At 61.5% G+C, this 23,948-nt stretch carries 25 protein-coding genes; 18 read left to right on the top strand and 7 right to left on the bottom strand.

Features of this window, described 5'->3' with window-relative positions; genetic code table 11:
- Nucleotides 1-8: 8 nt before the first annotated feature.
- A complete protein-coding gene (locus LOY52_RS11240; protein ID WP_247268978.1) occupies nucleotides 9-284 on the bottom strand; it encodes a DUF2798 domain-containing protein in 276 nt (91 codons plus the stop codon).
- A gap of 126 nt (nucleotides 285-410) precedes the next feature.
- On the opposite strand from LOY52_RS11240, the gene LOY52_RS11235 reads away from it, so the two are divergent.
- Nucleotides 411-1,340, top strand: a complete 930-nt coding sequence (locus tag LOY52_RS11235) for a LysR family transcriptional regulator (RefSeq protein WP_258679507.1) — start codon at nucleotides 411-413, stop codon at nucleotides 1,338-1,340.
- Nucleotides 1,341-1,374: 34 nt separating this feature from the next.
- Here LOY52_RS11235 and LOY52_RS11230 read toward each other — a convergent pair whose 3' ends face one another.
- The gene (locus tag LOY52_RS11230) at nucleotides 1,375-2,268 is read right to left on the bottom strand and encodes a LysR substrate-binding domain-containing protein (protein ID WP_258679506.1); all 894 of its coding nucleotides are present in this window, start codon (nucleotides 2,266-2,268) and stop codon (nucleotides 1,375-1,377) included.
- Between the two features lie 177 nt (nucleotides 2,269-2,445).
- On the opposite strand from LOY52_RS11230, the gene LOY52_RS11225 reads away from it, so the two are divergent.
- The 3 genes from LOY52_RS11225 to LOY52_RS11215 all read left to right on the top strand — a co-directional run bounded on the left by LOY52_RS11225 (nucleotide 2,446) and on the right by LOY52_RS11215 (nucleotide 4,566).
- Nucleotides 2,446-3,066, top strand: coding sequence for a LysE family translocator (locus LOY52_RS11225; RefSeq protein WP_258679505.1), 621 nt, complete (start codon nucleotides 2,446-2,448; stop codon nucleotides 3,064-3,066).
- A gap of 73 nt (nucleotides 3,067-3,139) precedes the next feature.
- The gene (yghU, locus tag LOY52_RS11220) at nucleotides 3,140-3,979 is read left to right on the top strand and encodes a glutathione-dependent disulfide-bond oxidoreductase (RefSeq protein WP_258679504.1); all 840 of its coding nucleotides are present in this window, start codon (nucleotides 3,140-3,142) and stop codon (nucleotides 3,977-3,979) included.
- A gap of 230 nt (nucleotides 3,980-4,209) precedes the next feature.
- The gene (locus LOY52_RS11215) at nucleotides 4,210-4,566 is read left to right on the top strand and encodes a hypothetical protein (protein ID WP_258679503.1); all 357 of its coding nucleotides are present in this window, start codon (nucleotides 4,210-4,212) and stop codon (nucleotides 4,564-4,566) included.
- 101 nt (nucleotides 4,567-4,667) lie between these two features.
- On the opposite strand, the gene LOY52_RS11210 is transcribed toward LOY52_RS11215, so the two are convergent.
- Entirely contained in the window at nucleotides 4,668-5,294 is a 627-nt protein-coding gene (locus LOY52_RS11210; RefSeq protein ID WP_258679502.1) for a TetR/AcrR family transcriptional regulator, read from the bottom strand.
- A 104-nt stretch (nucleotides 5,295-5,398) separates the two neighbouring features.
- Here LOY52_RS11210 and LOY52_RS11205 point away from each other — a divergent pair, with 104 nt between their 5' ends.
- From LOY52_RS11205 to LOY52_RS11190, 4 genes are all read left to right on the top strand, one after another.
- On the top strand, nucleotides 5,399-6,499 hold the full coding sequence (locus LOY52_RS11205) for an alkene reductase (protein ID WP_258679501.1): 1,101 nt from the start codon (nucleotides 5,399-5,401) through the stop codon (nucleotides 6,497-6,499).
- Between the two features lie 39 nt (nucleotides 6,500-6,538).
- Nucleotides 6,539-7,327 carry an SDR family oxidoreductase gene (locus LOY52_RS11200; RefSeq protein WP_258679500.1) on the top strand — a complete coding sequence of 263 codons (789 nt, stop codon included), beginning with the start codon at nucleotides 6,539-6,541 and terminating at the stop codon, nucleotides 7,325-7,327.
- Between the two features lie 82 nt (nucleotides 7,328-7,409).
- The gene (locus tag LOY52_RS11195; protein WP_258679499.1) at nucleotides 7,410-8,279 is read left to right on the top strand and encodes an alpha/beta fold hydrolase; all 870 of its coding nucleotides are present in this window, start codon (nucleotides 7,410-7,412) and stop codon (nucleotides 8,277-8,279) included.
- A 67-nt stretch (nucleotides 8,280-8,346) separates the two neighbouring features.
- Nucleotides 8,347-9,345 (top strand): NADP-dependent oxidoreductase, encoded by a 999-nt coding sequence (locus LOY52_RS11190; protein ID WP_258679498.1) that lies wholly within the window; start codon nucleotides 8,347-8,349, stop codon nucleotides 9,343-9,345.
- Between the two features lie 13 nt (nucleotides 9,346-9,358).
- Here LOY52_RS11190 and LOY52_RS11185 read toward each other — a convergent pair whose 3' ends face one another.
- Nucleotides 9,359-10,555 (bottom strand): MFS transporter, encoded by a 1,197-nt coding sequence (locus LOY52_RS11185; RefSeq protein WP_258679497.1) that lies wholly within the window; start codon nucleotides 10,553-10,555, stop codon nucleotides 9,359-9,361.
- 243 nt (nucleotides 10,556-10,798) lie between these two features.
- Here LOY52_RS11185 and LOY52_RS11180 point away from each other — a divergent pair, with 243 nt between their 5' ends.
- The 6 genes from LOY52_RS11180 (at nucleotide 10,799) to LOY52_RS11155 (ending at nucleotide 17,462) form a co-directional block, all read left to right on the top strand.
- Nucleotides 10,799-11,731, top strand: coding sequence for an AraC family transcriptional regulator (locus LOY52_RS11180; protein ID WP_258679496.1), 933 nt, complete (start codon nucleotides 10,799-10,801; stop codon nucleotides 11,729-11,731).
- Nucleotides 11,732-11,820: 89 nt separating this feature from the next.
- Nucleotides 11,821-12,276: a (2Fe-2S)-binding protein gene (locus tag LOY52_RS11175; RefSeq protein WP_258679495.1), complete on the top strand. Its 456-nt coding sequence runs from the start codon at nucleotides 11,821-11,823 to the stop codon at nucleotides 12,274-12,276.
- Nucleotides 12,276-14,528 carry a molybdopterin cofactor-binding domain-containing protein gene (locus tag LOY52_RS11170; RefSeq protein WP_258679494.1) on the top strand — a complete coding sequence of 751 codons (2,253 nt, stop codon included), beginning with the start codon at nucleotides 12,276-12,278 and terminating at the stop codon, nucleotides 14,526-14,528. Before LOY52_RS11175 ends, LOY52_RS11170 begins: the two co-directional genes overlap by 1 nt.
- Before the next feature lie 17 nt (nucleotides 14,529-14,545).
- Nucleotides 14,546-15,898 carry a cytochrome c gene (locus LOY52_RS11165; RefSeq protein ID WP_258679493.1) on the top strand — a complete coding sequence of 451 codons (1,353 nt, stop codon included), beginning with the start codon at nucleotides 14,546-14,548 and terminating at the stop codon, nucleotides 15,896-15,898.
- Between the two features lie 11 nt (nucleotides 15,899-15,909).
- Entirely contained in the window at nucleotides 15,910-16,914 is a 1,005-nt protein-coding gene (locus tag LOY52_RS11160; RefSeq protein ID WP_258679492.1) for an XdhC family protein, read from the top strand.
- Nucleotides 16,915-16,982: 68 nt separating this feature from the next.
- Nucleotides 16,983-17,462 (top strand): GNAT family N-acetyltransferase, encoded by a 480-nt coding sequence (locus tag LOY52_RS11155; protein WP_258679491.1) that lies wholly within the window; start codon nucleotides 16,983-16,985, stop codon nucleotides 17,460-17,462.
- A 116-nt stretch (nucleotides 17,463-17,578) separates the two neighbouring features.
- On the opposite strand, the gene LOY52_RS11150 is transcribed toward LOY52_RS11155, so the two are convergent.
- From LOY52_RS11150 to LOY52_RS11140, 3 genes are all read right to left on the bottom strand, one after another.
- Entirely contained in the window at nucleotides 17,579-18,532 is a 954-nt protein-coding gene (locus tag LOY52_RS11150; protein WP_258679490.1) for a helix-turn-helix domain-containing GNAT family N-acetyltransferase, read from the bottom strand.
- Nucleotides 18,533-18,749: 217 nt separating this feature from the next.
- Nucleotides 18,750-19,091 carry a hypothetical protein gene (locus LOY52_RS11145; RefSeq protein WP_258679489.1) on the bottom strand — a complete coding sequence of 114 codons (342 nt, stop codon included), beginning with the start codon at nucleotides 19,089-19,091 and terminating at the stop codon, nucleotides 18,750-18,752.
- An 86-nt stretch (nucleotides 19,092-19,177) separates the two neighbouring features.
- On the bottom strand, nucleotides 19,178-19,822 hold the full coding sequence (locus LOY52_RS11140; RefSeq protein WP_258679488.1) for an ATPase: 645 nt from the start codon (nucleotides 19,820-19,822) through the stop codon (nucleotides 19,178-19,180).
- Between the two features lie 170 nt (nucleotides 19,823-19,992).
- Between LOY52_RS11140 and LOY52_RS11135 the strand changes: the two genes are divergently transcribed.
- From LOY52_RS11135 to LOY52_RS11120, 4 genes are all read left to right on the top strand, one after another.
- A complete protein-coding gene (locus LOY52_RS11135) occupies nucleotides 19,993-20,241 on the top strand; it encodes a hypothetical protein (protein ID WP_258679487.1) in 249 nt (82 codons plus the stop codon).
- Nucleotides 20,242-20,344: 103 nt separating this feature from the next.
- On the top strand, nucleotides 20,345-21,502 hold the full coding sequence (locus tag LOY52_RS11130) for a GGDEF domain-containing protein (RefSeq protein ID WP_258679486.1): 1,158 nt from the start codon (nucleotides 20,345-20,347) through the stop codon (nucleotides 21,500-21,502).
- 8 nt (nucleotides 21,503-21,510) lie between these two features.
- Nucleotides 21,511-22,005, top strand: coding sequence for a PaaI family thioesterase (locus LOY52_RS11125; protein WP_258679485.1), 495 nt, complete (start codon nucleotides 21,511-21,513; stop codon nucleotides 22,003-22,005).
- A gap of 290 nt (nucleotides 22,006-22,295) precedes the next feature.
- On the top strand, nucleotides 22,296-23,840 hold the full coding sequence (locus LOY52_RS11120) for a class I SAM-dependent methyltransferase (protein WP_258679484.1): 1,545 nt from the start codon (nucleotides 22,296-22,298) through the stop codon (nucleotides 23,838-23,840).
- Nucleotides 23,841-23,948: the final 108 nt, after the last annotated feature.

Here is a 23,948-nt window from a genome sequence, read left to right as displayed (position 1 = left end):
GGTGTATCTCAGCGATGCGGATGCACCGTCATCGCCACCAGTTTGATCACGATCGGCCGCACCACGAGGATGCAAAGGAAAGCCACCGGCATCGCCAGCTTGTAGGCGTGCAGCGCATTACTCAGGTAGTCGTTATCAATCCCGGAGTTGGCGGCGGTGATCACCAGTGACATCAGGAACGCCATGATCGTCGCCATGTACAACGCAAACACGTACGGCGTTGCACGCGGCGACAGCTTGCGCCGGGTGGGATACAAGGCATCGGTAGTGGTTCTTTGATTCATATGGCTTTTCCATCCATTGACTGGGAGTCGGCACCTTAGCAAAGCCCCCTGCCCCCAACTAGACGGCCCGCCACAGGTACTTTATAAAGCACAACTTACGAATCAAACCCACGCGGCGGGACACGGATGAATCTGTTGGCGGCGATTGCCAGTTTTATCAAAGTGGTTGAAGCCGGCTCCATCGTCGGCGCCGCCAAGACCTTGGGCGTCAGTGCGGCAGCGGTCAGCCAGACCCTCAGTCGCCTGGAAACGCACCTCGGCGTGCGTCTGCTGCAGCGCACCACCCGCAGCATGGCCCTGACCGAAAATGGCGCGCTGTACTACGAGAAGGTTCGACGTATTGCGGCTGATCTGGAGTCGGCGCAAAGCGCGATCATCGGCGACGAAGGCGAGTTGCAAGGCCGCTTGAGCATTGCCTCCACCAGCGCATTCGGCCGCCACGTATTGGCGCCGTTACTGGCCAGTTTCGCCGCACTGCATCCGCGCCTGCTGGTCGAGCTGTCGACCACCAATGGGAAGATCAATCACATCCAGAACGGCATTGATCTGAGCCTGCGGATCAAGCCACAACTGGAAGACGGTATCGTCGCGCGCCGGCTCGTCTCCCTGCCTTTCATCTTCTGCGCTGCACCCGCCTACCTTGCACGCGCCGGCGTGCCGCTATCACCGCAAGACCTGCAACACCACGCCTGCCTGGCGTTCCGTTACCCGTTGGACGGGCGCTTTCTGCGCTGGGGTTTCATCCGAGACGGCCAGCACTACGACGCCCCGATCAACGCCACCGCCATCAGCGACGACATCGATGCCCTGGCGCAAATGGCAGTCAACGGCGCAGGGGTCACGCGCCTGGCCGAATTCGTCGCCGCACCCTACCTTGAAAGCGGGCAATTGGTGCCGTTGTTCGACCATCTCCAAGGTGAAGCGCAGTCTTATGTCGAACCGATGGACATCTATGCGTGCGTACAGGAGCGAGCGGCGATGACGCCGAAGGTCAGAGCCTTCATGGATTATTTGACGGAGCACCTGAACAGGCGCTGGCCGATGCAAGCCCGTTGATCGTGCCTGGCTGATGACTGCAGCGCCTCTGTCTTCAAGGCTTCAGATCAGCACCGAGCCGTTGACTGCACGCGCTCATCTGCTGGGTAATCCACTCGCGAAAAAGCATGGCATTGGCGCTCTGTTCGAAGGGTCGCGGTGACAGCAGGCAATAACTCGAACCGTCGCGAACGAAGCCGAACGGCGCGATCAATTGTCCGGATTCGAGTTCGTCCTGCACCATCAGAAACGACGCCATACCGACGCCCAACCCGGCCAGCGCGGCCTGAATGCACAGGTAGAAATGCTCGTAATCGACCCGACTGACACCCGACGCATTCATGCCAACCAGTCGCACCCAGTTGTCCCACGCCTGCGGGCGCGTCTTGCTGTGCAGCAGGCAGGCATCGCGCAAATGATCGCCGTCAGGACGACTGGACGGCACGCAGATCGGGCCGATCCACTCTTCACAAACAGTCACGCCGTGCACGGTCTCGTCCCAATGGAAATCGTCGCGGCGGATCGCCAGATCCACCCCTGAACGAGCGAAGTCGATCGGTCCGCCGGCCGTCAGCAATTGCACCTGCAACTGCGGGTGAGTGCTGTGGAAGTCAGGCAAGCGCGGAATCAGCCATTTCATGGCGATGGTCGGCTCGCAGGACACCACCAGCACGTCATCGTGAACTTCGCGTTGCAGGCGATAAACCGCGCTTTCCAACTGCTCGAACATCGGCGCGGTGACATTGAACAGCAAGCGCCCGGCATGGTTGAGAAAGATCGCGCGGTTGCGCCGTTCGAACAATTCGACGCCGATCGCCTCCTCCAGCAAGCGTACCTGGCGGCTGACCGCGCCGTGGGTGACGTGCAGCAGCTCGGCAGCCTTGACGAAACTCTGGGTCTGGGCGGCGGTGTTGAAGAAGCGAAAGGCAGCCAGCGGAGGCAGATTCATATAGGCGATGATTTCTCACAGATTTTCGCGACTATAAATCGTTTTTTTTGCCAGTGACAATTCTCCATCATTGCGCCACTCAATGCCTGCCGCATCCTTCCAGGCTTTTGGAAGAAATGTCTGCGGACTTTGAATCTGTGAATTCAAGTAGCGTAAATGATGCAATGGAGCGTAGGGATGAATGAATTGTTTTTGATGATCGCCATCACCCTTCTGGCGGTGATCAGTCCCGGCCCGGACTTTGCCATGGTCACTCGCAACAGTTACGCCTACGGGCGGCGCAGTGGTTTGCTGGCTGCGCTGGGCATTGCCTGTGGCGTGCAGGTTCATGTGTTTTACACGGTGTTCGGGGTGGCGCTGATCATCACTCAGTCACCGATGCTGTTCTGGATGATGAAGCTGCTGGGCGCCGGCTACCTGGTCTATCTGGGCATCAAATCCTTTACCAATAAATCGGTGCTGACATTTGCCGATGCGAGTGCTTCGGCGCCCCGTGCCTGGAAGGTGTTCTGCTCAGGTTTTCTGACCAATGCACTGAATCCGAAAACCATGTTGTTCGTGGTCGCGGCGTACAGCCAGGTGGTCGAGCCAGGCAGTTCGCTGACGTTGAACTTCGCCTATGGCCTGTTCATGTCGATCGCCCATTGGGCGTGGTTCAGCCTGGTCGCGCTGTTTTTCTCCACTGAACGGCTACGCCGGCGCCTGCTGGAAAAACAGCGGATCGTCGACAAGGTCATCGGGATCGCGCTGATGGGTCTGGCGGCGTGTTTGATCATTCCGGGGGTTGCGCAGTCCTGAGCTAGAGCGTTTATGCTGTCGTGTCTGATACCCGTCAGGTCATTCTCGGCAAGTTCACCATGAGGCCCATTTCATGAGTAAAGCGCCCTACGTTCCACCCGCCGTCTGGAAACACGAAGCCCCGTCCGGCGGCCAGTTCGCCAGCATCAACCGCCCGATTGCCGGGCCGACGCATGAAAAGACCCTGCCAGTAGGCAAACACCCGCTGCAGCTGTATTCACTGGCGACGCCCAACGGCGTCAAGGTGACCATCCTGTTGGAAGAGTTGCTCGCACTGGGGCACACCGAGGCCGAGTACGACGCGTGGCTGATCCGCATCAACGAAGGCGATCAGTTCTCCAGCGGTTTTGTCGAGATCAATCCGAACTCGAAGATTCCGGCGCTGCTCGACCGCAGCACACAGCCGCCGATTCGGGTATTCGAATCCGGTTCGATCCTGCTGTATCTGGCAGAGAAATTCGGCGCCTTCCTGCCGAAAGATCCCGCCGGCCGCACGGAAACCCTGAACTGGCTGTTCTGGCAGATGGGCGCCGCGCCTTATCTGGGCGGCGGCTTCGGGCACTTCTACGCGTATGCGCCGGAAAAGCTCGAATACCCGATCAACCGCTTTACCATGGAAGCCAAGCGTCAGCTCGACGTGCTCGACCGACGCCTCAAGGAAAGCCGCTACCTGGCCGGCGACAGCTACACCATTGCCGACATCGCGGTCTGGCCGTGGTACGGCCAACTGGTGCGCAACAACGTGTATTCGGCCGCCGAATTTCTAGCGGCCCACGAATACACCCACGTGCAACGCTGGGCAGAGGACATCGCCCAACGCCCTGCGGTGATTCGTGGCCAGCGCGTCAATCGCACCTGGGGTGACGAGGCGAGCCAGGTTGCCGAACGGCATCAGGCCAGCGATCTGGATTGACGCCACATTCCCACAAAGATTTGTGCTGGACAGGGGCATCCCGGTTCACAGCAACCTTTGTGGGAGCGAGCTTGCTCGCGAAGGCGCCAAGTCAGTCAACACTGACATAACAGACCTACCGCTTTCGCGAGCAAGCTCGCTCCCACAGGGAATTCGGGTTGGACATGAGGATTTTTGAACCTCAGCAATTACAGTGAGACCACACCACCACTGTCGTCAAAGGATCTGCAATGCCCCCTGGAAAACGTGAACTGGCGCGGATCGAGCGGCGCTTGATTGCCACGCTCACTGACGCGTGTGAAAGCGCAAAAAGCGAAATCAAAGGCTTCACCTGGCTGACCCACACCGCTGACCTGAACGCGTTGACGGCAACCCTGAACGTCATCTGGGTATTCGACACCGAGGCCGACAAAAACCTCGCCCTGACTGATGCCAAGGCACGCCTGCTTGAGCTGACGGCCATTGCGCTGAAGGAGGCCGATATCGACCTGCTCCCATCAGAGCGCAACGTGCGTTTCGACTCCGAGGAAGCGTGCCAGCGCACGCACGGTGGCAACTGGCGTGAGCGTCTGAAACGGTACTCCTGACCTTTGCGTTGCCGCTGAGACTGCGCTTCAGGTCCATCTGCTCATAGGCGCTGGTATGTAGCGCAACCGGCTCTTGAGCGAAACGACAATCCAGCGTCGCCTCAGACCGTCTCCTCGTCAACCGGCAACGAAGCCAGCATCTCCGCGCGGCACACCTCAAGGATCTCGTCGGCCAGGGCGGAATCATCCGGACAGGCACGCGACAGCACAATCGCGCCGACAGCCCGCGACAACAGGTCGATCATTTTCTTTCTCCCCTCGCCCGCCACGGCGTCCGGCCCGGTCGGATATTTGTCTCCCAGGGTCTGCAGGGTGCGCTCGATCCCCTCGGCAAACGTCGTTTTCACCTCATCCGATTGACGCGCTGCATCGCCACACAACGCGGCCATGGTGCAACCGCTGCCACGTCCGTCGCGATGTTCTTTCGTCACATACACATCGATGAAGCCAGGTACGTCGAGCGCTTCGGCACCTGCCAGCGACTTGGCAAGACTGCAGGAAGCAGCTTCAGCCATCAGATCGGCCTTGGAGCCGAAATGCTTGTAAAAACCACCGTGGGTGAAACCGGCAGCCGCCATGAGATCCGCCACACCGACGCCGTCAAAGCCGCGCTCACGGAACAGTTCGGAAGCGGTCTCGACGATGTGCTCTCGATTGGCCTGCGCCTGGGCCTTGGTCACTCGCACGTGCAGTACCTCGTATTCATTGGGAATGCTTGCGCCAATCATACATAGATGCTGGTCATAATCAAAACCGTTGACAGTTTAGATTTCGATCATCATCCTAATTGCAGGCACAGCGACTTCTCCAACGGGCACGGAAGAAATACCAGATGAGTAACCAGACTCTGTTCACCTCGTACACACTTGGCGACCTGACGCTGTCGAACCGCGTCGTCCTCGCACCGCTGACTCGCAACCGTGCAGGCGCAGGCTTTATACCCAGCGAGTTCGCGGCCGCTTATTACAGCCAACGCGCCAGCGCAGGCTTGCTGATCAGTGAAGCCACGCAGATTTCCCGACAAGGTCAGGGCTATCAGGACACCCCGGGAATCTACACGCCGGCACAGATTGACGGCTGGCACCAGGTGACCGATGCAGTCCATGCCAAGGGCGGAAAAATCTTTCTGCAGCTGTGGCATGTCGGCCGCGTGTCGCACGTTGATCTGCAGGAAAACGGCGCCGCCCCCGTGGCCCCTTCTGCATTGCGCGCCGCCACCAAAGTCTTCGTCAACAATCGCTTTGAAGATGTCTCGGCGCCGCGCGCGCTGGAGACCAGCGAACTGCCGGGGATCGTCTCCGACTTTCGCCAGGCTGCGGCAAACGCGATTGCCGCCGGGTTCGATGGCGTGGAAATTCACGGTGCGAACGGCTATTTGCTCGATCAATTCCTCAGGGACAGCGCCAACCTGCGTACCGACGCCTATGGCGGCTCGATTGCAAACCGGGCGCGTCTGTTGCTTGAAGTGACGGCGGCCGTGGTTGATGAAATCGGCGCGAATCGCACCGGTGTGCGCCTGTCTCCGGTGTCGCCGGCCAACGGCGTCTCCAGCAGCGATCCGCAGGCGCAATTCGATTACGTCGCCGAGCAACTCGATGCCCTTGGGGTGGTTTATCTGCACGTGGTCGAAGGCGCGACCGGTGGCCCGCGCGACGTGGCGCCCTTCGATTTCGGCGCGCTGCGCCAGCGTTTCAAAAACACCTACATCGCCAATAACGGCTATGACTTGGACCTGGCGACCTCGAAGCTCGCCGAAGACCAGGCCGACCTGATCGCCTTCGGTCGCCCGTTCATTGGCAATCCGGATCTGGTGGAGCGCCTCAAGCATGGCGCGCCGTTGTCCGCGTTCGATCCCGTCACCCTCTATGGCGGCGGTGCGGCAGGCTACATCGACTACCCGACGCTGGCTGAATCAAGCGTCAGCGCCAACTGAGCCCGTTCTGTTTCTCACATCCTGAAAGAGAGATCCCCCATGAGCACTCGCCCTACTGTTCTGATCACTGGCGCCTCCACCGGCATTGGCGCGGTCTACGCCGAGCGCTTCGCGCAACGCGGCCACGATCTGGTACTGGTCGCCCGCGACCAGGCACGCCTGGACGCACTTGCAGCCCGCTTGCGCAGCGAACACGACGTCACCGTCGATGTGATCCCGGCGGACCTGACCCAACTCACTGATCTGAGCACCGTTGAAAGCCGCCTGCGCGACGACGCCCGTATCGGCATCCTCGTCAATAATGCCGGCGCCGCCCTCTCCGGTAACTTCATCGACCAAAGCACCGACAGTGTTGCGCAACTGGTCGCCCTCAACACCACCGCGCTGGTGCGCCTGGCCAGCGCCATCGCTCCACGTCTGGTCAAGGCCGGTGACGGCGCGATCATCAATATCGGCTCGGTGGTGGGCCTGGCGCCGGAGTTCGGCATGACCGTCTATGGTGCGACCAAGGCCTTTGTCCTGTTCCTGTCCCAGGGACTGAGCCTGGAACTGTCACCTCAGGGCGTCTACGTGCAAGCCGTACTCCCCGCCGCCACCCGTACGGAGATCTGGGATCGCTCCGGCATCGACATCAACACCTTGAGCGACATCATGGAAGTGGGGGATCTGGTGGACGCCGCTCTGGTCGGCTTCGATCGTCGCGAACCGGTGACCATCCCGCCGCTGCACGAAGCGCAACGCTGGGATGATCTGCAAGGCGCACGTCAGGACCTGATCGGGCAAATCCGTCAGTCTGCGGTTGCCCAGCGCTACCTCGACCCACAGTGATTTTTTGGTAGCGAGCACGCGCGGCGGATTCGATGCAGGCGCAAGTCACTGCATCGAATCCGGCCCGCGATCCGGAGCGGAAATGAATCAAACCCTGGAAAATAACCACACTGGCGTGTCGACGCCATTCAGCAACGCGGCGAACCAGTCGATCACGGTCAACGGCGTTCGCTTCGCTTACCGCGACGTCGGCCCCGCGATCGGCGTGCCGCTGGTGCTGTTCAACCATTGGGGCGCCGTGCTGGACAACTTCGATCCCGCGATCATTGATGGCCTGGCACGCACCCGACGCGTCATCACCACTGACTATCGCGGTATTGGCGGCTCTGGTGGAACCGCGCCACTGACTGTCGGTGAAATGGCAGACGATGCCATTCAGTTGATCCGGTCGCTGGGGTTGGAAACCGTTGATGTACTGAGATTCTCGCTCGGCGGCTTCGTTGCTCAGGACATCGCCCTGAAGGCGCCTGATCGGGTGCGTCGCTTGATTCTGACCGGTACCGGTCCGGCCGGCGGCAGCGGCATCGACAGAGTCGGTGCGGTCACCTGGCCATTGATCCTCAAAGGCTTGCTGACCTTGCGCGATCCCAAGGTCTACCTGTTCTTCACCTCGACAGCCAATGGCCGTCGATCTGCCGCGCAGTATCTGCAACGCCTGAAAGCACGCAAAAACAATCGCGACAAAGGCCCGACACCGAGCGCTTTTCTGCGCCAGTTGAAAGCGATCACCGCGTGGGGCCAACAGCCGCCGCAAGACCTCGGACGCTTGCGCATACCCACACTGATCGTTAACGGCGACAGCGACATCATGGTGCCCAGCGTCAACTCGATGGCGCTGGCCAAGCGCATTCCCAACGCACAACTGGTGATTTACGAGGATGCCGGCCACGGCGGGATTTTCCAGCACTGCGTTGATTTTGTCGCCAAGGCCCAGGCATTCCTCGACGCCTGACGACACGGCGCAGCAACACCGCAACGCGCCAGCTACCCTCCTCACAACCGCCAAGAGCCGCACTACGATGAAAGCATTTCTGATTGATCGCTATGGAAACAAGCCTGGGCGCATTGGCGAAGCGCCTGCCCCCGTGGTGGGTACCCGTGATGTCTTGATCGAGGTACACGCCAGCAGCGTCAATGTGCTGGATTCGAAGATCAGCAGTGGCGAGTTCAAGCTGATTCTGCCCTATGCATTACCGCTGATACTGGGCAATGATCTGGCGGGTGTCGTGGTTGAGGTTGGCTCACAGGTGACGCGGTTCAAACCGGGAGACGAGGTTTACGCTCGCCCGCCGGAAACGCGGATCGGAACGTTCGCCGAATGGATCGCCGTGGACGAAAACGCGGTCGCACGAAAACCTGCCAATACCAGCATGGCACAAGCCGCGTCCCTGCCTTTGGTCGCGTTGACGGCCTGGCAAGTACTGGTCGAAACCGCACAACTGAAAAAGGGTCAGAAAGTACTGATTCACGCGGGATCGGGTGGGGTTGGCAGCATTGCCATCCAGTTGGCCAGACACCTCGGCGCCTTCGTCGCCACGACCACCAGCACCGCGAATGTCGAATGGGTCAAGGCACTGGGCGCCGATCTGGTCATCGACTACAAGCAGCAAGACTTCGAAAGCGTCCTGCACGACTACGACGTGGTGTTGAACAGCCTCGGCGCGGACGTATTGCAAAAATCACTCAAGGTCCTGAAGCCCGGCGGCCAGCTCATTTCCATCTCGGGACCGCCCACTGCACAGTTCGCACAAGAACAAGGCTTGTCCTGGCCACTGCAACAGGTCATGCGCCTGTTGAGCTTCGGTATCCGGCGCAAGGCGCGCAAGCAGGCGGTCAACTACGCGTTCGTATTCATGCGGGCCAATGGTGCACAACTGCAAAAAATTGCCACGCTGGTCGAGGAGGCAATCATCCGACCGGTGATTGACCGCAGCTTCTCGTTTGCCTCGACGGCAGAGGCGTTGAAGTACGTCGAGCAGGGGCGCGCCAAGGGCAAGGTCGTCGTTACGCTCAAATGACAACGTTTCCCCGTCAGCCGGCCGCGCTCGACTCGACCAGATGAACTTCAGCAGCACTGCGTCCCGCTAACCAGGCGAGCACCGACGCAATCACCAACACGGCCGCGCTCAGCTCGAAGGTGGCTTTATAACCGCTCAGATCAAACGCCAGGCCACCGACGATGGCCCCTCCGGCGATTGCCAGTTGCACGATGGCCACGAGCAAGCCTCCGCCGGCTTCGGCATCCTCCGGAAGCGTCTGCGCCAGCCAGGTCCACCAGCCTACGGGAGCCGCTGTGGCGACCAGTCCCCAGAGTCCGAGCAGCACCGCAGTCAGCAGCGGCGATGCGCCGAAGTTGACCAGCGCCAGTGCAATGACCGCCATTATCAGCGGGATAACTGTCAGCGTGCGGTACAGGCCAGTGCCGAGGAATCTTTCGATCACAAAGGTCCCGATAAAACCGGCAAGTCCCAGCCCCAGCAGCATCAACGACAGGGTTGCAACGCTGACCCCGGTGACGACCTCCAGAAAGGGCCGCAGGTAGGTGAACAGCATGAATTGCCCCATGAAAAATACGCTGACGGCGACCATCCCCAAGGCGACCGGCCATTGCTTCATCTGCCGCAGGGCGTTGCCGCTACCGGCCTGACGCTCGAGCTTGAAGGACGGCAGACTGATCAGCAGCCACACGGCCGCCAGCGCAGCGACCGGAACCACGCAGAAGAATGCGCCGCGCCAGCCTATCAACGCACCGAGGAAGCTCCCCGCCGGAGCGGCGATCACCGTCGCCAGCGCGTTTCCGCCGTTGACGATCGCCAGCGCCCGGGATACTTGATCAGGCGGCACCAGACGCATCGCGGTTGCCGCCGACAACGACCAGAAACCGCCAATGGCGATGCCGATCAGGGCCCGCCCGAACATGAACGACGGATAGCCCGGCGCGAATGCGACCACCGTACCCGAGACGATCATCAGCAAGGTCAGACCCAGCAACAGCTTCTTGCGCTCGACGCGAGCGGCAACCGCTGCAATCACCAGGCTGGTCACCAGAGCGAACGCCCCGGACACGGAAATCCCCTGCCCGGCCTGGCCCTCGGTGATGTGCAATTCGGCGGCAATCGGCGTCAGCAAACTGACCGGCATGAATTCTGAAGCGACCAGCGCGAAGGCGGCCAACGACATGGCCAGCACGGCGCTCCAGCCGCGTTGTTCTGTAGTAAGGGAAGTCATGGGAACTACCTGTATTGCGAGAGGCGTCCGGGCAATTGCCCGGACGCACTGTTTTTCACGGTGCGAGGATCGCGTTGTCGAATCGCGTCTCTCCTGTAATGGCTTGACACATTCTCCCGGTCGATTCACCTCTGCCCTAGTGCATTCCTCTTGAATGCTTGCCTGATCCTCTGAGGATGCAGGGTGGTGTATAGGAATCGCCTGCGCAGCGGATTAGAGTTCACTCAACAGGAGTTGCCCGACATGATCCCTACCTCGCTGCGCCACGAATCACCTTTGGCGTTGAACATTGACTCGCGCGTGAGCGTAGCGGGCGACTTCGCCACGTCGATACCCGGCCTGTCGCTGTTTCGTCGCGATCAGCCGGCGCCACCGACCGTGTGCATGATCGAGCCGAGCCTGATTCTGGTGGGCCGTGGGGAAAAGCGTTTGTGGGTCGGCGGTGAGGGTTACCGCTACGACCCTTCGCGGTTTCTGGTCACCTCGCTGGATCTGCCCGCCAATTCCGAAGTGATGCTCGCCAGCCCCGAACAGCCCTGTGTCGGGCTGGTGCTGAAACTGGATGTCGGCATGCTCGCCGAGATCCTCAGCAAAGGTGGCTTGCCTGCGAAGCGGCAGCCGTCGATGAACACCGGCGCTGGCATTGGCAACATGTCGTCCGCTCTGGAAGGCGCGCTTGAGCGCCTGCTGGCATTGCTCGACGAGCCTGAGGCGATCCCGGTGTTGGCGCCACTGGTGCTACGAGAAATCCACTATCGGCTGCTCCATACCGATCAAGGCGCGCGGCTGCGGCAGATCACGGCCGTCGATGGCCAGGGTTATCGCATCGCCAAAGCCATCGACTGGCTCAAGGTCAACTACACCGCAGCGCTGCGCATCGATGAGCTGGCGGCGCGGGTGCAGATGAGCGCACCGACCTTTCACCACCACTTCCGCCAACTCACCGGTATGAGTCCGCTGCAGTACCAGAAATGGCTGCGATTGAACGAGGCGCGCCGGCTGATGTTGATGGAGCGTCTGGACGTTTCGCGAGCGGCGTTTGCGGTCGGCTATGAAAGTCCCTCGCAGTTCAGCCGCGAATACGCACGCCTGTACGGCACCGCACCCAGTCGTGACATCGCGCTGCTGCGTGGCGAACCCTTCGCCGCAGAAGCACTGGGCAACGCGGCCAGTTGAGCAAAAGAACACGCGTTACCGGTGAGGCGCCATGCAGCGTTTCACCGCTTATAAAAATGCACGTCAACCGATGATCGAGCGGGTGAACCATGGAACTACGAATCAACCAGAAAACCTATCAGGTCGATACCGACGCCGATACACCCCTGCTGTGGGTGATCCGCGATGATCTGGGCATGACCGGCACCAAATACGGCTGTGGACTGGCGCAGTGCGGCGCCTGTTCCGTGCTGGTGGACGGCAACGTGGTGCGCTCGTGCGTCACGCCGGTGGCCGGCGTGGTCGGCCGTGAGGTCACCACCATTGAGGCGATCGAGGCCGATGAAGTGGGCAAACGCGTGGTCTCGACCTGGGTTGATCTGCAGGTCGCCCAATGTGGCTACTGCCAGTCCGGACAGGTGATGGCGGCCACGGCGCTGCTCAAGCAAAACCCCAAGCCAAGTGACGCGCAGATCGAGGCGGCGATGGTCAATCTATGCCGCTGCGGCACGTACAACGCCATTCATGCCGCCGTGCATGAGCTGGCCGGCAAGGGAGACGCCTGATGAACGTGCGTATCGATCCTGCTCAGGAAGCGTCAGCACTGGCTCTGCACGAACCGATCAACGTGTCGCGCAGACGTTTCCTGGCCGGCACCGCCGTCGGCGCACTGGTGCTCGGTTTCGGCCTGCCGCTGGGCACGACTCGCGTGCAAGCGGCAGTGGCGGCCGCGACGGCCGAGCGTGGCACGCAGGTCCCGGCGTTTCTGGAAATTCGCCCGGACAACCGCGTGCGCCTGCTCTGCCCGTTCATGGAAGGCGGACAAGGTACGTTCACCGCGATGGCGCAGATCGTCGGTGAAGAGCTGGATGCCGACCCGTCGACGTTCCTGGTCGAAGCCGCGCCGCCCGGCGAAGCCTATGTGGTGATGGAAAACGGCATGCGCATCACCGGCGGCAGCATGTCGGTGCGCATGAGTTATCCAGTGATGCGCCGCCTCGGCGCCCTCGCCCGCGCCATGCTGTTGCAGGCCGGTGCGCAGAAACTTGGGGTGCCGGTCAGCGAACTGAGTACCGAACCCGGCAAAGTCGTGCACGCCAAATCGGGCCGCTCTCTGGCCTACGGCGAACTGGCCGAGCACGCCATGGATCTGCCGGTTCCCGATCCTGCCTCGGTGCAGCTGCGTGATCCGAGCCAGTTCCGCTGGATCGGCAAACCGGTGAAGCGCGTCGATGCCTACGACAAGTCCACGGGCAAGGCGCTCTACAGCATCGATCTGAAGGTCGACGACATGCTCCACGCCGCCGTTCAACATGCTCCACGTTTGGGCATGACCGTGGGCAACCTGCGCAACGAAGAGCAGGTCAAGGCGATGAAAGGCGTGCATTCCGTGCATCGCCTGCCGGGGGCCGTGGCGGTGGTCGCCGAGCGTTGGTGGCACGCCAAACGTGCAGTGGAAGCGATTCAGGTCGACTGGCAGGAGCCCACGGCCGACAGCCAGGTACGCTCGATGCCTGCGGACTTTTCCAGCGATGCCTGGCTCAAGCGTCTGGCTGAAGACAAAGGCCCGGCCAGGGATGATGAAAATGAGGGCGACGTGGCTGCAGTTCTGGCCAGCGCCAAGACCCGGATTGACGCCACTTATCACAACCAGTACCTGAACCACGGGCAACTGGAGCCGCCGTCGGCGCTGGCCCGATTCAATCCCGACGGTTCGCTGGAAGTCTGGCTGCCGAATCAGGCGCCAGACATGTTTCGTGCGGACATTGCCAAACGCACCGGGCTGGATCCGTCGCGCATCACCTTGCATTCGCCATTGCTCGGGGGGTTCTTCGGTCGGCATTTCCTCTACGACGCCGCCAGCCCCTACCCGCAGGCGATCGAGTTATCGAAAGCGGTTGGTCGCCCGGTCAAACTGATCTGGAGCCGCGAGGAAGAGTTCCTGCGCGACGTGCTGCGTCCGGTGGCAGCGGTGAATTTCCGCGCGGCGCTGGACAACGACGGCTGGCCGCTGGCGATCGAAGCGATCAGCGCCACCGAGGGCCCGACCGAGGCGCTGGCCGGCAAACAGGGTGAAAAACTCGACCCGACGGCGCTTGAAGGGTTGTCGGGTAAATCCTATGCAATCCCCAACAAACGCATCGCGCAGATCTACGCCAAAGGCCCGGCGATGCTGGGTTACTGGCGTTCGGTGGGCAATTCGCTCAACGACTTCTTCTATGAATCGTTCCTTGACGAACTGGCCGACAAGGGCGGCAAGGATCCGTTCGAATTGCGCCTGCATCTGCTGCGCGACAACCCGCGACTGACCACGCTGCTGCAAGCGGTGGGCGAGCTGTCGGGTGGCTGGAAGCGTGGGCCGTTCATCGCGACGGACGGCAGCAAACGTGCGCGAGGCGTGGCGATGGCGTCGCCGTTCGGTACCCAGACGGCGGTGATCGCCGAGGTCTCCATCGAGCACGGTCAGGTCAAGGTGCACGACATTTGGCAGGCGATCGACCCCGGCAGCATCGTCAATCCGGCGATTGTTGAGGCGCAGGTCAATGGCGCGGTGGCGCTGGGCCTTTCGCAGACCCTGGTGGAGGAAGCCGTGTGGATTGATGGCAAACCGCGCGCGCGCAACTACGACTTGTATCCGATCCTGCCGCCTGCGCGGATGGCTCGGGTCCACGTGTGTGTTGTCGAGAGCGGGGAAAAAATGGGCGGCATCGGTGAACCACCGTTGCCCGCTGTCGCGCCCGCCGTCGCCAATGCGGTGGCAACGCTGACCGGGCAACGGGTGCGCAGCCTGCCCATGAGCCGCCACACCTTCACTTGATCAGCGCCGGAGCGTCCATGAATAACCGCCGATTCGCAAGAACCGCTGGCTGGCTGGCAGTGCCGTGCCTGGTCGCGGCAGGCCTGCTGGCCTGGTATGTCACCCGCGAGCCTGTCTCGCGCCTTGAAAACAACCACACCGCCGTGGCCGATATCGACCCGGCGCTGGTCGCTCGTGGCGAATACGTCGCCCGACTCAGCGATTGCGTGGCCTGCCACAGCGTGCCGGGCGGTGCGCCGTTCGCTGGCGGTCTGGAAATGGCCACACCACTGGGCGCGATCCACGCGACCAACATCACCCCGGAGCCGGAAACCGGCATCGGTCGCTACAGCCTGGCGGACTTCGACCGTGCGGTACGCCACGGCGTGGCACCCGACAGCCGTCGTCTGTACCCGGCGATGCCCTACCCGTCCTACGCCAAGCTCAGTGACGACGATGTGCGAGCGCTGTACGCGTTTTTCATGAAAGGCGTGGCACCGGTCAAGCAGGCGAATATCCCGAGTGCGATTCCTTTCCCGTTGAACCTGCGCTGGCCGATTGCGCTGTGGAATGGTGTGTTTGCCGACACCGAACCTTACGTGGCCAAACCGTCGCAGGATGCCGTGTGGAATCGCGGCGCTTATCTCGTTCAAGGCGCAGGACACTGCGGCAGTTGCCATACGCCGCGCGGTCTGGCGTTCAACGAGAAGGCACTGGATGAATCCGCCACGCCGTACCTCGCTGGCGCCTTGCTCGATGGCTGGTACGCGCCGAGCCTGCGTGATGATCACAACACCGGCCTGGGCCGCTGGAGCGAACCGGAGATCGTGCAGTTCCTCAAGACCGGGCGCAATAAACACGCGGTGGTTTACGGCTCGATGACCGAGGCGTTCAACAACTCCACGCAGTTCATGAGCGATGACGATCTGAGCGCGATTGCCCGTTATCTCAAGTCATTGCCCGGGGACCGTCAGCGCGACGGCCAGCCATGGCAGTACCAAGCGGTTTCGGCGACGGAACGTCTGGACGCGCCCGGTGCTCATACCTACGTCACGCGCTGTGCTTCGTGCCACGGTTTGGACGGCAAGGGCCAGTCGGAATGGATGCCGCCGTTGGCCGGCGCCACCTCGGCACTGGCCAAGGAAAGTGCCTCGGCGATCAACATCACCCTCAACGGTTCGCAGCGGGTGGTGGCCGCCGGAGTGCCGGACGCCTATCGCATGCCGGCCTTCCGCGAGCAGTTGTCGGATCAGGAGATCGCCGAAGTGCTGACCTTCATGCGCAGCACCTGGGGCAATCAGGGCGATGCCGTTGAAGCGCAGGCCGTCAACAAGCTGCGTGAACGTACGGATCCGGCCAGCAGTAGCCCGATCATTCTGCAAATGCGTTAGAGGAACGTTTGATGGAAAGCATCGACTTGCTGGTCCTGCGCACTGCGCGGGACTGGCTCGCCGCCGGCGAGCAAGTGTTGCTCGCCACGGTGGCGCGCACATGGGGCTCTTCGCCGCGCCCGACAGGGTCGATGATGGCCTTGCGTAACGACGGGCGCGTGGTCGGCAGCGTGTCCGGCGGCTGCATCGAGGACGACCTGATCCAGCGCTACACCACCGCGCATGGCGGCAGTGGCCTCAAGGACAGTGCGCCCGAGGTGGTGCGCTATGGCGTCAGCGCCGACGAGGCGCATCGTTTCGGTTTGCCCTGTGGCGGCACGCTTGAGCTGATTCTTGAGTTCAACCCGTCGTGGCAGGTGCTGGACGAACTGCTGGTGCAACTGGATGCCGGGCAACTGGTGCGCCGCTGCCTGGCACTGGATAGCGGTCGCGTCACGCTGGAAACCACGGCAACTCCTGAGCAATTCAGTTTCGACGGCCACCGGATGCTCAATACCCTCGGGCCGGGGTATCGGCTGCTGATGATCGGCGCCGGCGCGCTGGCCGAGTATCTGGCGACCATGGCGCTGTTCAACGGCTTCAAGGTCGCGGTGTGCGACCCGCGTGCCGAATACATCGAAACCTGGGCGGTGAACGGTGTGGAACGGATCATCGGCATGCCCGATGACGTGGTGCGCGACTTCGCGGTCGATCTGCGCACCTGCATCGTCGCCTTGAGCCATGATCCCCGACTCGACGATCTGGCGCTGCTCGAAGCCCTTCACAGCCCGGCGTTTTACATCGGCGCCATCGGTTCGCGGCGCAACAGCCAACTGCGCCGCGAACGTCTGATCGAGCATTTTGGTGAGACCCAGGCGTCACTCGAGCGCCTGCACGGGCCAATCGGCATCTACATTGGCAGCAAGACACCGGCGGAAATCGCTGTCAGCGTGATGGCCGAGATCTTGGCCGCGAAGAATGGCGCCAATTTGCCGAAGGCGTTTTCGATTGCCAGAGCCAAGGCGCAGGAAGCCTGACTGGCTGGAACAATAGCGATCAACAGCGCCGTTCGCGGCTTACGCGTAATCAAGGAGCACCGCACGACATGGAACGAATCACTTACCGCACCGCGACGAGCGCAGACGCGTTGAGCATGTGTGAGCTGGGGCAATTGCTTAACGACGTGCATCACACTGCCCGCCCCGACATCTATGCCCCGCCCACCGCGGAATTTTCCCGCGACCTGCCCCACTGGTCAGCGCTGTTCGAGAAACCCGGTCACGTTGTGTTCATCGCCCATGTCCACGATCAACCTGCAGCGTTTATCACGGCCAGCCTGTCGGCCAGTTCAGGGCCGTTGATGCAACCGCAGAATGTCGTTCGCATCGGCTCGGTGTGTGTCGCCGAACAGTTTTCGGGACAGGGCATCGGCCGTGGGCTGATGAATCTGGTGAAAAACTGGGCGATCGAACAGGATGCCCAGGATCTGCGTTTGACCGTCTGGCCGTTCAATAACCGTGCCGCGCGGATGTATGCGGAGTTCGGCTTTGAGACTCGGGCTGTCGAAATGGGCATGCGTTTGTAGCGGTTTGCCCTCGTCCAGACTTTTCCGGGACTACGCGCAGCGATCTGGAAATCACGGCTTTCGCCAACCGGCTGGCGGACATGTTCAGCGCCCCCGTGATGACGCTGAATCAACCTTCAACGTGAGGCGGCTGCACGGGTGAACTGCTGTTCCGTCACCACGCTGCCCCACTGACTTCCCTGCTCTTCCATGGTCAATTCGAACCCGGCCGCTTCGTACAGTCGGCGCGCGGCGTCGAGTCCCTTGAAGGTCCAGAGCTGAATCGCATCAAAACCCTGCTGATCGCAAAACTCCACCGCCGCACTCAGCAGTTGCCGGCCGACGCCACTGCCGCGGCAGCCATCGTCGAGGATGAACCAGCGCAAATGCGCTTGATTGTTGCCTAGATCCTGGCCGTCGATCGCGATTGAGCCGACGATGCGCTCATCAAGCGTGGCTACCCAGATCTGGTTGCAGGGCTGATCGAGGCGCCCGACAAGCTCCGCCGTTTCACGGGCGACGCGGCTTTCAAAGATCGCGCCAAAAGCGGAATGCCGCGAATAATAATCCGCATGCATTTGCACCACGCGGCCGATCAGGCCGGGGCGATAGCCGGCGCTGATGTGCAGGTTCGACGTGAGTGGCCGGTCAGCGCCCAGGCGGATGGTCTTGAGCGCATGCGCGTAGGTTGACAGGCCCTGCGCCACGCTCTGTTGTTGCGACGGATTGAGCGTGTTCAGTGCCTTGCTGACCTGGGCCTGGCCGTAGGCATGAATGTCGGCGACGGTCTGCCGGCCCTGCGCCGTCAGGTGCAGATGCTTGACCCGGGCGTCCTCGGCGGCACGCTCCTCGATTTCCCCGGCCTTGATCAGTTTGCCGACCATGCGGCTGACACTGGATTTTTCCAGACCAAGGCTTTGCGCCAGTTGCGCAGCGCTGACGCCGTCCCCGGCCTCGATTTCCAGCAATGCGTGCACGCCGGAGGCTGAATAGTCGGTCGCCGCCAGGGTGGCGCGCAGGAAACCGAACTCACGCACCATCGTGCGCGACGCTGTACGGATTTCTTCGATCAAGGCTGTAGGGATACTCATGACATATCACTGCTGAAATTTAGTTGTACTATGCAACCATATTCCCCTTCGCCGACGCAAGCAGCCGATCACGCCGGGCAAACGTTAGCGTGCCGACATCACCACCGCAGCAAACGTCAGGCAAAAAAAGCCCCGCAACCGAATGAGGTGCGGGGCAAAGTATTGGTTGGTTGCGGCCAACCAAAGGAGCTCGGTTAAAACGGTTTGTGCAGCCGGGTCAGATGCAGTCCTGGGCGGCGCGTTCAAAACTGGAAGGCAGGAAGTTCGAAGCCAGCAAGTGGCGCTCGTAGATGAACACCTTGCCGCCGTTGCCGGCCTTGTAGGCTTCCAGCACGTTGTCTGCCGACACCTTGCTTGGCACCACGATCCGGTAGCTGCGCTGGGTCTGCGAGACGGTCGGGTTCAGCGCACTGCCCTGCAGCTTGGGCACCACGCAATCAGCGTATTGCGCCGGGGTCTTGCTGGTGTGCAAGGTCAGCGTCGGGTCGTTCGGTGCGGAGGCGCAACCGGCGAGCAGCAGGGAGGCAACGGCCAGGGTCGGAGCAAACAAAGCACGCATCGGGGTAATCTCGAAAATAAAGATTCGGTTCAACTGGCAGCGGTTCAGCGTCACGGCGCCGCCGCTGCCCTTTTGGTTTTGAGTGTTCAGCTAGAAGCCACCAGCGCCTTGAGCGAGGCATCGAACTGCTTCAAGGCATTGAGTTGCAGGTCACGTTGCTGCTCGATCTGCGCGGCAATCTCCTGCGCCGCTTTGTCGTGTACCCAGACCGACGGAATCTGTTTCTCCACCGCGCCTTCGGCCTTGCCGATGTACTGCAGGTCGGCATCGTAAAAACGCGCGATGAAGTGCGCCTCGTACAGACTGTTCTGCTGGGTCAGGAGGCGGTTGAAGGTATCCAGTTTCACCACGATGTCCGGATGCGCCAGAATCAGTGCATCGAGGTTGTCGTAAACGGTCACCGACATGAACTGGCGTTGCAGCGAGCTGAGCAACCAGTCGATCGCCAGTTCCGGGTCGGAGCTGCTGACAAACGCGGCGCGGATTCGCGAATCCAGTGCATCCTTGGCACCGTGCAGCGCCATATCGTGGTAACGCGTCAGGTACTGCAGGTTTTCCCGGGTGTTTTCGCTGTACAGCACACCCACGGTCTGTGAATGCTGCAAGGTCGCGCTGCTGCCGGCGATCGGCTGAAGATGACACTCACAGGCGTCGTCTGCGTAAGACGGTGCCGTGGCTACCACGCCGCTCATCAGCAGAGCGATCAGCGCCAGTCGGGTCAGTGTCTTCATCGCGCAAATTCCTTGAGCTGCGTGTTCAATGAAAGCGATTTTCCGCCTATTGAATGCAAAGCTGAACTTGCGTTTCGTGATGGTCACTATTACTTCTAGCGATAGTTACCGACGATAAAGTTTGATACATGCTCATCTCTAATGACTAAAACAACAGTGAGGACGCCGATTTGAGAACCTTTGACCTGATCCGCGACGCGGTTTTGCCCGACTTTCGCGAGCGGGTGGCCGAATACCTGGTGCAGTACGAAAGCGTGTTGCTGGACAAGGACATCAGCGATGCGCAGCTCAAGCGCGATACCGCCAACCAGTTGCGCGGCTATTTGCGTGGGTTGAACACCACGCGGGTGCTGGGCATGGCTTATTGGGAAGAACTGGATCGACGGGTCGTCGACACCTGGCTCACGCCTCACGAATGAGCGTGGACTCCCGTCGGTGACGATCGCATGCGGCGCCTGCCAAAACGGCCCCGAACGCTTACAATCGGCGGCCTTACCGACCTTCTGACAGGCTCCCCCGGAAATGCCGCTCGACCCTCCAACGATGCTGACCATCTCGATTGCTCTCGCAGCCGCCGCCGCGCTGTATCTGGCGGTCGAGTGGCGCAGTATTCGTGAGCCTTCGCTGCTGTTCTGGAGCGCCGGTTTCGCCACCATCACCATCGGTTCCACCCTGGCCCTGCTGCGCAGCAACGGTTTTTTGCTGATCGGCATCTGGTTCGCCAATGGCTTGCTGGTGACCGCGCACTTCCTGTTTCTGCTGGGGGTGGCGCGCTTCACCCAGATCCGCCTGTCACCGGCCTGGTACCTGATCTTCGTCTGCTGGCTGGTGATGCTGTTGCTGCCGGACGGGGCGCTGTGGTCGAAAGTCATGCTGGCCGCCAACTCGCTGCTGGTCGCCGCCTCGACGCTCAAGGCCAGTTTGCTGCTGCGCCCGCATGGCAAATCGCTGAGCGTCGGTGCGGTGCAATTGCGCTACGTGCTGCTCGGACATGGGATTTTCTATGTGGCCAAGGCCCTGACCGTAGTGATCCCCGGCACGTTGATCGACCTGGCTGCGTTCCGTGGCGTCATCATCCAGATCTCGCTGGTCGAGGGCGCGATGGCGATCATGCTCATTGCACTGTCGATGACCGGCACCGAACGCTACCGGCGCGAGGAGCAGATCGCCCGACTGGCCGCCCGCGATCCACTGACCGCTCTCTACAACCGCCGCGCCCTCGACATGCGCGCGCCGGGCCTGCTGCGGGGCGTGTCTGCGGCGCATCCGGGCGCCCTGCTGCTGATCGACATCGACAACTTCAAATCGGTCAACGATCAGTACGGCCACAGCGCCGGCGACCGTTTGCTGGTGGCCCTGAGCGAAATGATCCGCGCCGAAACCGCCGATGAGGCGCTGGCCGCGCGTTTGGGCGGCGACGAGTTCGTGATTTTGCTGAGCAATGCGCCGAGTGATCACATCGTCAGACTGGGCGACGCCCTGCGCGATCAGTTTCAACGCAGCGCCGCCCAGGCATTCCCCACCGCCGAACCGGTGACGCTGAGCATCGGCGCCACCCTGTTCAACCAGCCGCCGGCCAGTCTTGCCGCATTGATCGAACAAGGCGATGCCGCGCTCTACGAATCCAAGCGCGGTGGGCGCAACAGCCTGCGCCTGACCGGACTCACCACTTCAGGATGATCAGACCCATGACCCGTTCCGAAACGCCTCTGCAAGACCTCGCCGCCCCCGAAGGCGTCTGCTACGGCTGCGGCGGCCGCAACCCTCACGGGCTGCACGTCAAAAGCTACTGGCACGAGGACGGCGTGCACGTCATGGCCGAACACCTGCCGGACGACAAATACTGCGGCTGGCCGGACCTGGTGTACGGCGGCCTGCTGGCAATGCTGGTCGACTGCCATTCCAACTGGACCGCCATGGCCTACCACTATCGCCATGAACAACGCGAACCGGGCAGCCTGCCGCGCATCGACTGCGTCACCGGCAACCTCGGCATCAAGTTCATCAAACCCACGCCGATGGGCGTCACCTTGACCTTGCGCGCCAGGGTCGAAGGCGACGTCGGGCGCAAAACTCGGGTGATCTGCGAGGTGTACGCCGGAGAAGTGCTGACGGCGGTGGGTGATTCAGTGTTCGTGCGGGTCGATACCGGGCAACTGGCGAACGCAGCGCACGGCCGCTGACTCCACACGCGCCCCAGTAGGAGCTGCCGCAGGCTGCGATCCTTTGATGTTGATCTTTAAAGTCAAAAGATCGCAGCCTGCGGCAGCTCCTACAGGGCATGGTGCTCGAATTAACACGGGCGCTGGCCCGAAAGACTGCATGACCGATTTGCGGCCCACAGCAGCGATGGCAGACAGACGTCTAAACGCCTCGGCAATCGTAAGATTCACTTACATGTTTTTCCGCTTGTGGTGCGCAATGCCAACCCCTTATAAGAGCGGCTCTCACTCGCGAATTGAAGGATGCACCCATGAGCAACGCCTGGAACGAAGGGTATTTCACCGACGAGGGTTACACCTATTCGTACAGCCGGGAAATCAATCCGGTGTTCCAGCGTTATTGCCTGTTGTTGCGCGGTTTTGCCACCCTGGAAGGCAGCGGCGGCTACCATTGCGAACTGGGCTTTGGCCAGGGTGTCTCGATCAACATCCACGCTGCTGCCAACCCGGGCAACTACGTTGGCACCGACTTCACACCATCCCAGGCCGCGCATGCCATGGCGCTGGCAAACGACTGGAACAGCCAGGCCCGTCTGTATGACGACAGCTTCGAGCAACTGCTGGCCCGCGATGATCTGCCGGCGTTCGACAGCATCAGCCTGCATGGCATCTGGTCCTGGGTCAGCCGCGACAATCAGCAACTGATCGTCGAGTTCGCCCGTCGCCACCTCAAGCCCGGCGGCATGTTGTACGTGAGCTACAACTGCTTCCCGGGCTGGTCACCTTCGGCGCCACTGCGCAATCTGTTCAGCATTCACAATCGCTTTGCCAGCCAGGCCTCGACCAGCCCGGCCAAACGCATCGATGCCGCGATGGAGTTTTCCGAAACGCTGCTGGCGGCCAATCCGAAGTACGCCAGAGCGGCGCCGGCCCTCGGAGCCCAGTTGCAGAGCATCAAGGGCCAGAACCGTCAGTACGTGGGCCATGAGTATTTCAATCGCAACTGGGACTGCATGTATTTCATCGACGTGGTCGATGCCATGACCGCAGCCAAACTCGACTTTGCCACCACGGCTGTACCGCTGGACACCGTGGCCGCGCTGAACCTGAGTGCAGAAGGCATGGACTTTCTGGAAGGTATCGAGCACCCGATCATGCGCGAACAGGCGCGCGACTACTTTATCAACCAGAACTTCCGCCGGGATCTGTACGTACGCGGCGCCAATCGGCTGTCTGCCGCCGAGCAACGCGACGGATTGCTGAGAAGCCGGTTTGTCCTGCTGCAAGCGATCGAAAACATTCCCGGCACGGTCACAGGCCCTGCGGGCGAGGCGTCTTTACAAGCGGACATTTACCGCCCGGTGCTCGCAGCGCTCGCCGCCAATGCCTACGAAGCGAAAACCTTGCAGCAATTGTCGATGGCCGTCGGCGCCGTGTCTTATGACGACCTGGTGCAGGCTGTCACCGTGCTGATCGGTATGGGCGTCGCCGCCCCGTGCCAGAGTGAATCCGCCGAAAGGCAGGTGCAGGAACGTTGCGACACCCTCAACCTGCAACTGTGCAAGCGCGCCCTGTTCAACAGCAACATTCAGGTATTGGCCAGCCCGGTCACCGGCGGTGGCGTGCCGATCAGCCGCGTGCAGCAGTTGTTCCTGATTTCGATCAAGCAAGGCATGACCGACCCGCAAGACTGGGCGCAGTTGGCGTGGGCCGTCATCGGTGATCAGGGCGAAGTGCTGCACAAGGGCGACCAGCCGCTGCTCACGGCCGAAGAAAACCTTGCCGAGATGACCGAACAGGCCCGGGCGTTTGCCCAGACACCGCTGGACATTCTTATGGCGCTGAAGATCGCTTGATCCTGATATATGCCGGACGACTGGCCGCCATCGAAAGCGGCCAGTCGTCTGCGTGTATGGCCCTGACTGCCGCCTCCTGAGCAATCCTGCCCCCGCCTGCCACGCAGC

Source organism: Pseudomonas sp. B21-051, from assembly GCF_024748795.1.
Classification (GTDB): domain Bacteria; phylum Pseudomonadota; class Gammaproteobacteria; order Pseudomonadales; family Pseudomonadaceae; genus Aquipseudomonas; species Aquipseudomonas putida_A.
The sequence above is the reverse complement of the archived record's forward strand: the minus strand, read 5'-3'. Positions and strand labels throughout refer to the sequence as shown.

Excerpts from the sequence above, each read along its gene's own strand:
- LOY52_RS11240 (WP_247268978.1), bottom strand. The coding sequence starts at position 284 with ATGAATCAAAGAACCACTACCGATGCCTTGTATCCCACCCGGCGCAAG.
- LOY52_RS11235 (WP_258679507.1), top strand. The coding sequence starts at position 411 with ATGAATCTGTTGGCGGCGATTGCCAGTTTTATCAAAGTGGTTGAAGCC.
- LOY52_RS11230 (WP_258679506.1), bottom strand. The coding sequence starts at position 2,268 with ATGAATCTGCCTCCGCTGGCTGCCTTTCGCTTCTTCAACACCGCCGCC.
- LOY52_RS11225 (WP_258679505.1), top strand. The coding sequence starts at position 2,446 with ATGAATGAATTGTTTTTGATGATCGCCATCACCCTTCTGGCGGTGATC.
- yghU (WP_258679504.1), top strand. The coding sequence starts at position 3,140 with ATGAGTAAAGCGCCCTACGTTCCACCCGCCGTCTGGAAACACGAAGCC.
- LOY52_RS11215 (WP_258679503.1), top strand. The coding sequence starts at position 4,210 with ATGCCCCCTGGAAAACGTGAACTGGCGCGGATCGAGCGGCGCTTGATT.
- LOY52_RS11210 (WP_258679502.1), bottom strand. The coding sequence starts at position 5,294 with ATGATTGGCGCAAGCATTCCCAATGAATACGAGGTACTGCACGTGCGA.
- LOY52_RS11205 (WP_258679501.1), top strand. The coding sequence starts at position 5,399 with ATGAGTAACCAGACTCTGTTCACCTCGTACACACTTGGCGACCTGACG.
- LOY52_RS11200 (WP_258679500.1), top strand. The coding sequence starts at position 6,539 with ATGAGCACTCGCCCTACTGTTCTGATCACTGGCGCCTCCACCGGCATT.
- LOY52_RS11195 (WP_258679499.1), top strand. The coding sequence starts at position 7,410 with ATGAATCAAACCCTGGAAAATAACCACACTGGCGTGTCGACGCCATTC.
- LOY52_RS11190 (WP_258679498.1), top strand. The coding sequence starts at position 8,347 with ATGAAAGCATTTCTGATTGATCGCTATGGAAACAAGCCTGGGCGCATT.
- LOY52_RS11185 (WP_258679497.1), bottom strand. The coding sequence starts at position 10,555 with ATGACTTCCCTTACTACAGAACAACGCGGCTGGAGCGCCGTGCTGGCC.
- LOY52_RS11180 (WP_258679496.1), top strand. The coding sequence starts at position 10,799 with ATGATCCCTACCTCGCTGCGCCACGAATCACCTTTGGCGTTGAACATT.
- LOY52_RS11175 (WP_258679495.1), top strand. The coding sequence starts at position 11,821 with ATGGAACTACGAATCAACCAGAAAACCTATCAGGTCGATACCGACGCC.
- LOY52_RS11170 (WP_258679494.1), top strand. The coding sequence starts at position 12,276 with ATGAACGTGCGTATCGATCCTGCTCAGGAAGCGTCAGCACTGGCTCTG.
- LOY52_RS11165 (WP_258679493.1), top strand. The coding sequence starts at position 14,546 with ATGAATAACCGCCGATTCGCAAGAACCGCTGGCTGGCTGGCAGTGCCG.
- LOY52_RS11160 (WP_258679492.1), top strand. The coding sequence starts at position 15,910 with ATGGAAAGCATCGACTTGCTGGTCCTGCGCACTGCGCGGGACTGGCTC.
- LOY52_RS11155 (WP_258679491.1), top strand. The coding sequence starts at position 16,983 with ATGGAACGAATCACTTACCGCACCGCGACGAGCGCAGACGCGTTGAGC.
- LOY52_RS11150 (WP_258679490.1), bottom strand. The coding sequence starts at position 18,532 with ATGAGTATCCCTACAGCCTTGATCGAAGAAATCCGTACAGCGTCGCGC.
- LOY52_RS11145 (WP_258679489.1), bottom strand. The coding sequence starts at position 19,091 with ATGCGTGCTTTGTTTGCTCCGACCCTGGCCGTTGCCTCCCTGCTGCTC.
- LOY52_RS11140 (WP_258679488.1), bottom strand. The coding sequence starts at position 19,822 with ATGAAGACACTGACCCGACTGGCGCTGATCGCTCTGCTGATGAGCGGC.
- LOY52_RS11130 (WP_258679486.1), top strand. The coding sequence starts at position 20,345 with ATGCCGCTCGACCCTCCAACGATGCTGACCATCTCGATTGCTCTCGCA.
- LOY52_RS11125 (WP_258679485.1), top strand. The coding sequence starts at position 21,511 with ATGACCCGTTCCGAAACGCCTCTGCAAGACCTCGCCGCCCCCGAAGGC.
- LOY52_RS11120 (WP_258679484.1), top strand. The coding sequence starts at position 22,296 with ATGAGCAACGCCTGGAACGAAGGGTATTTCACCGACGAGGGTTACACC.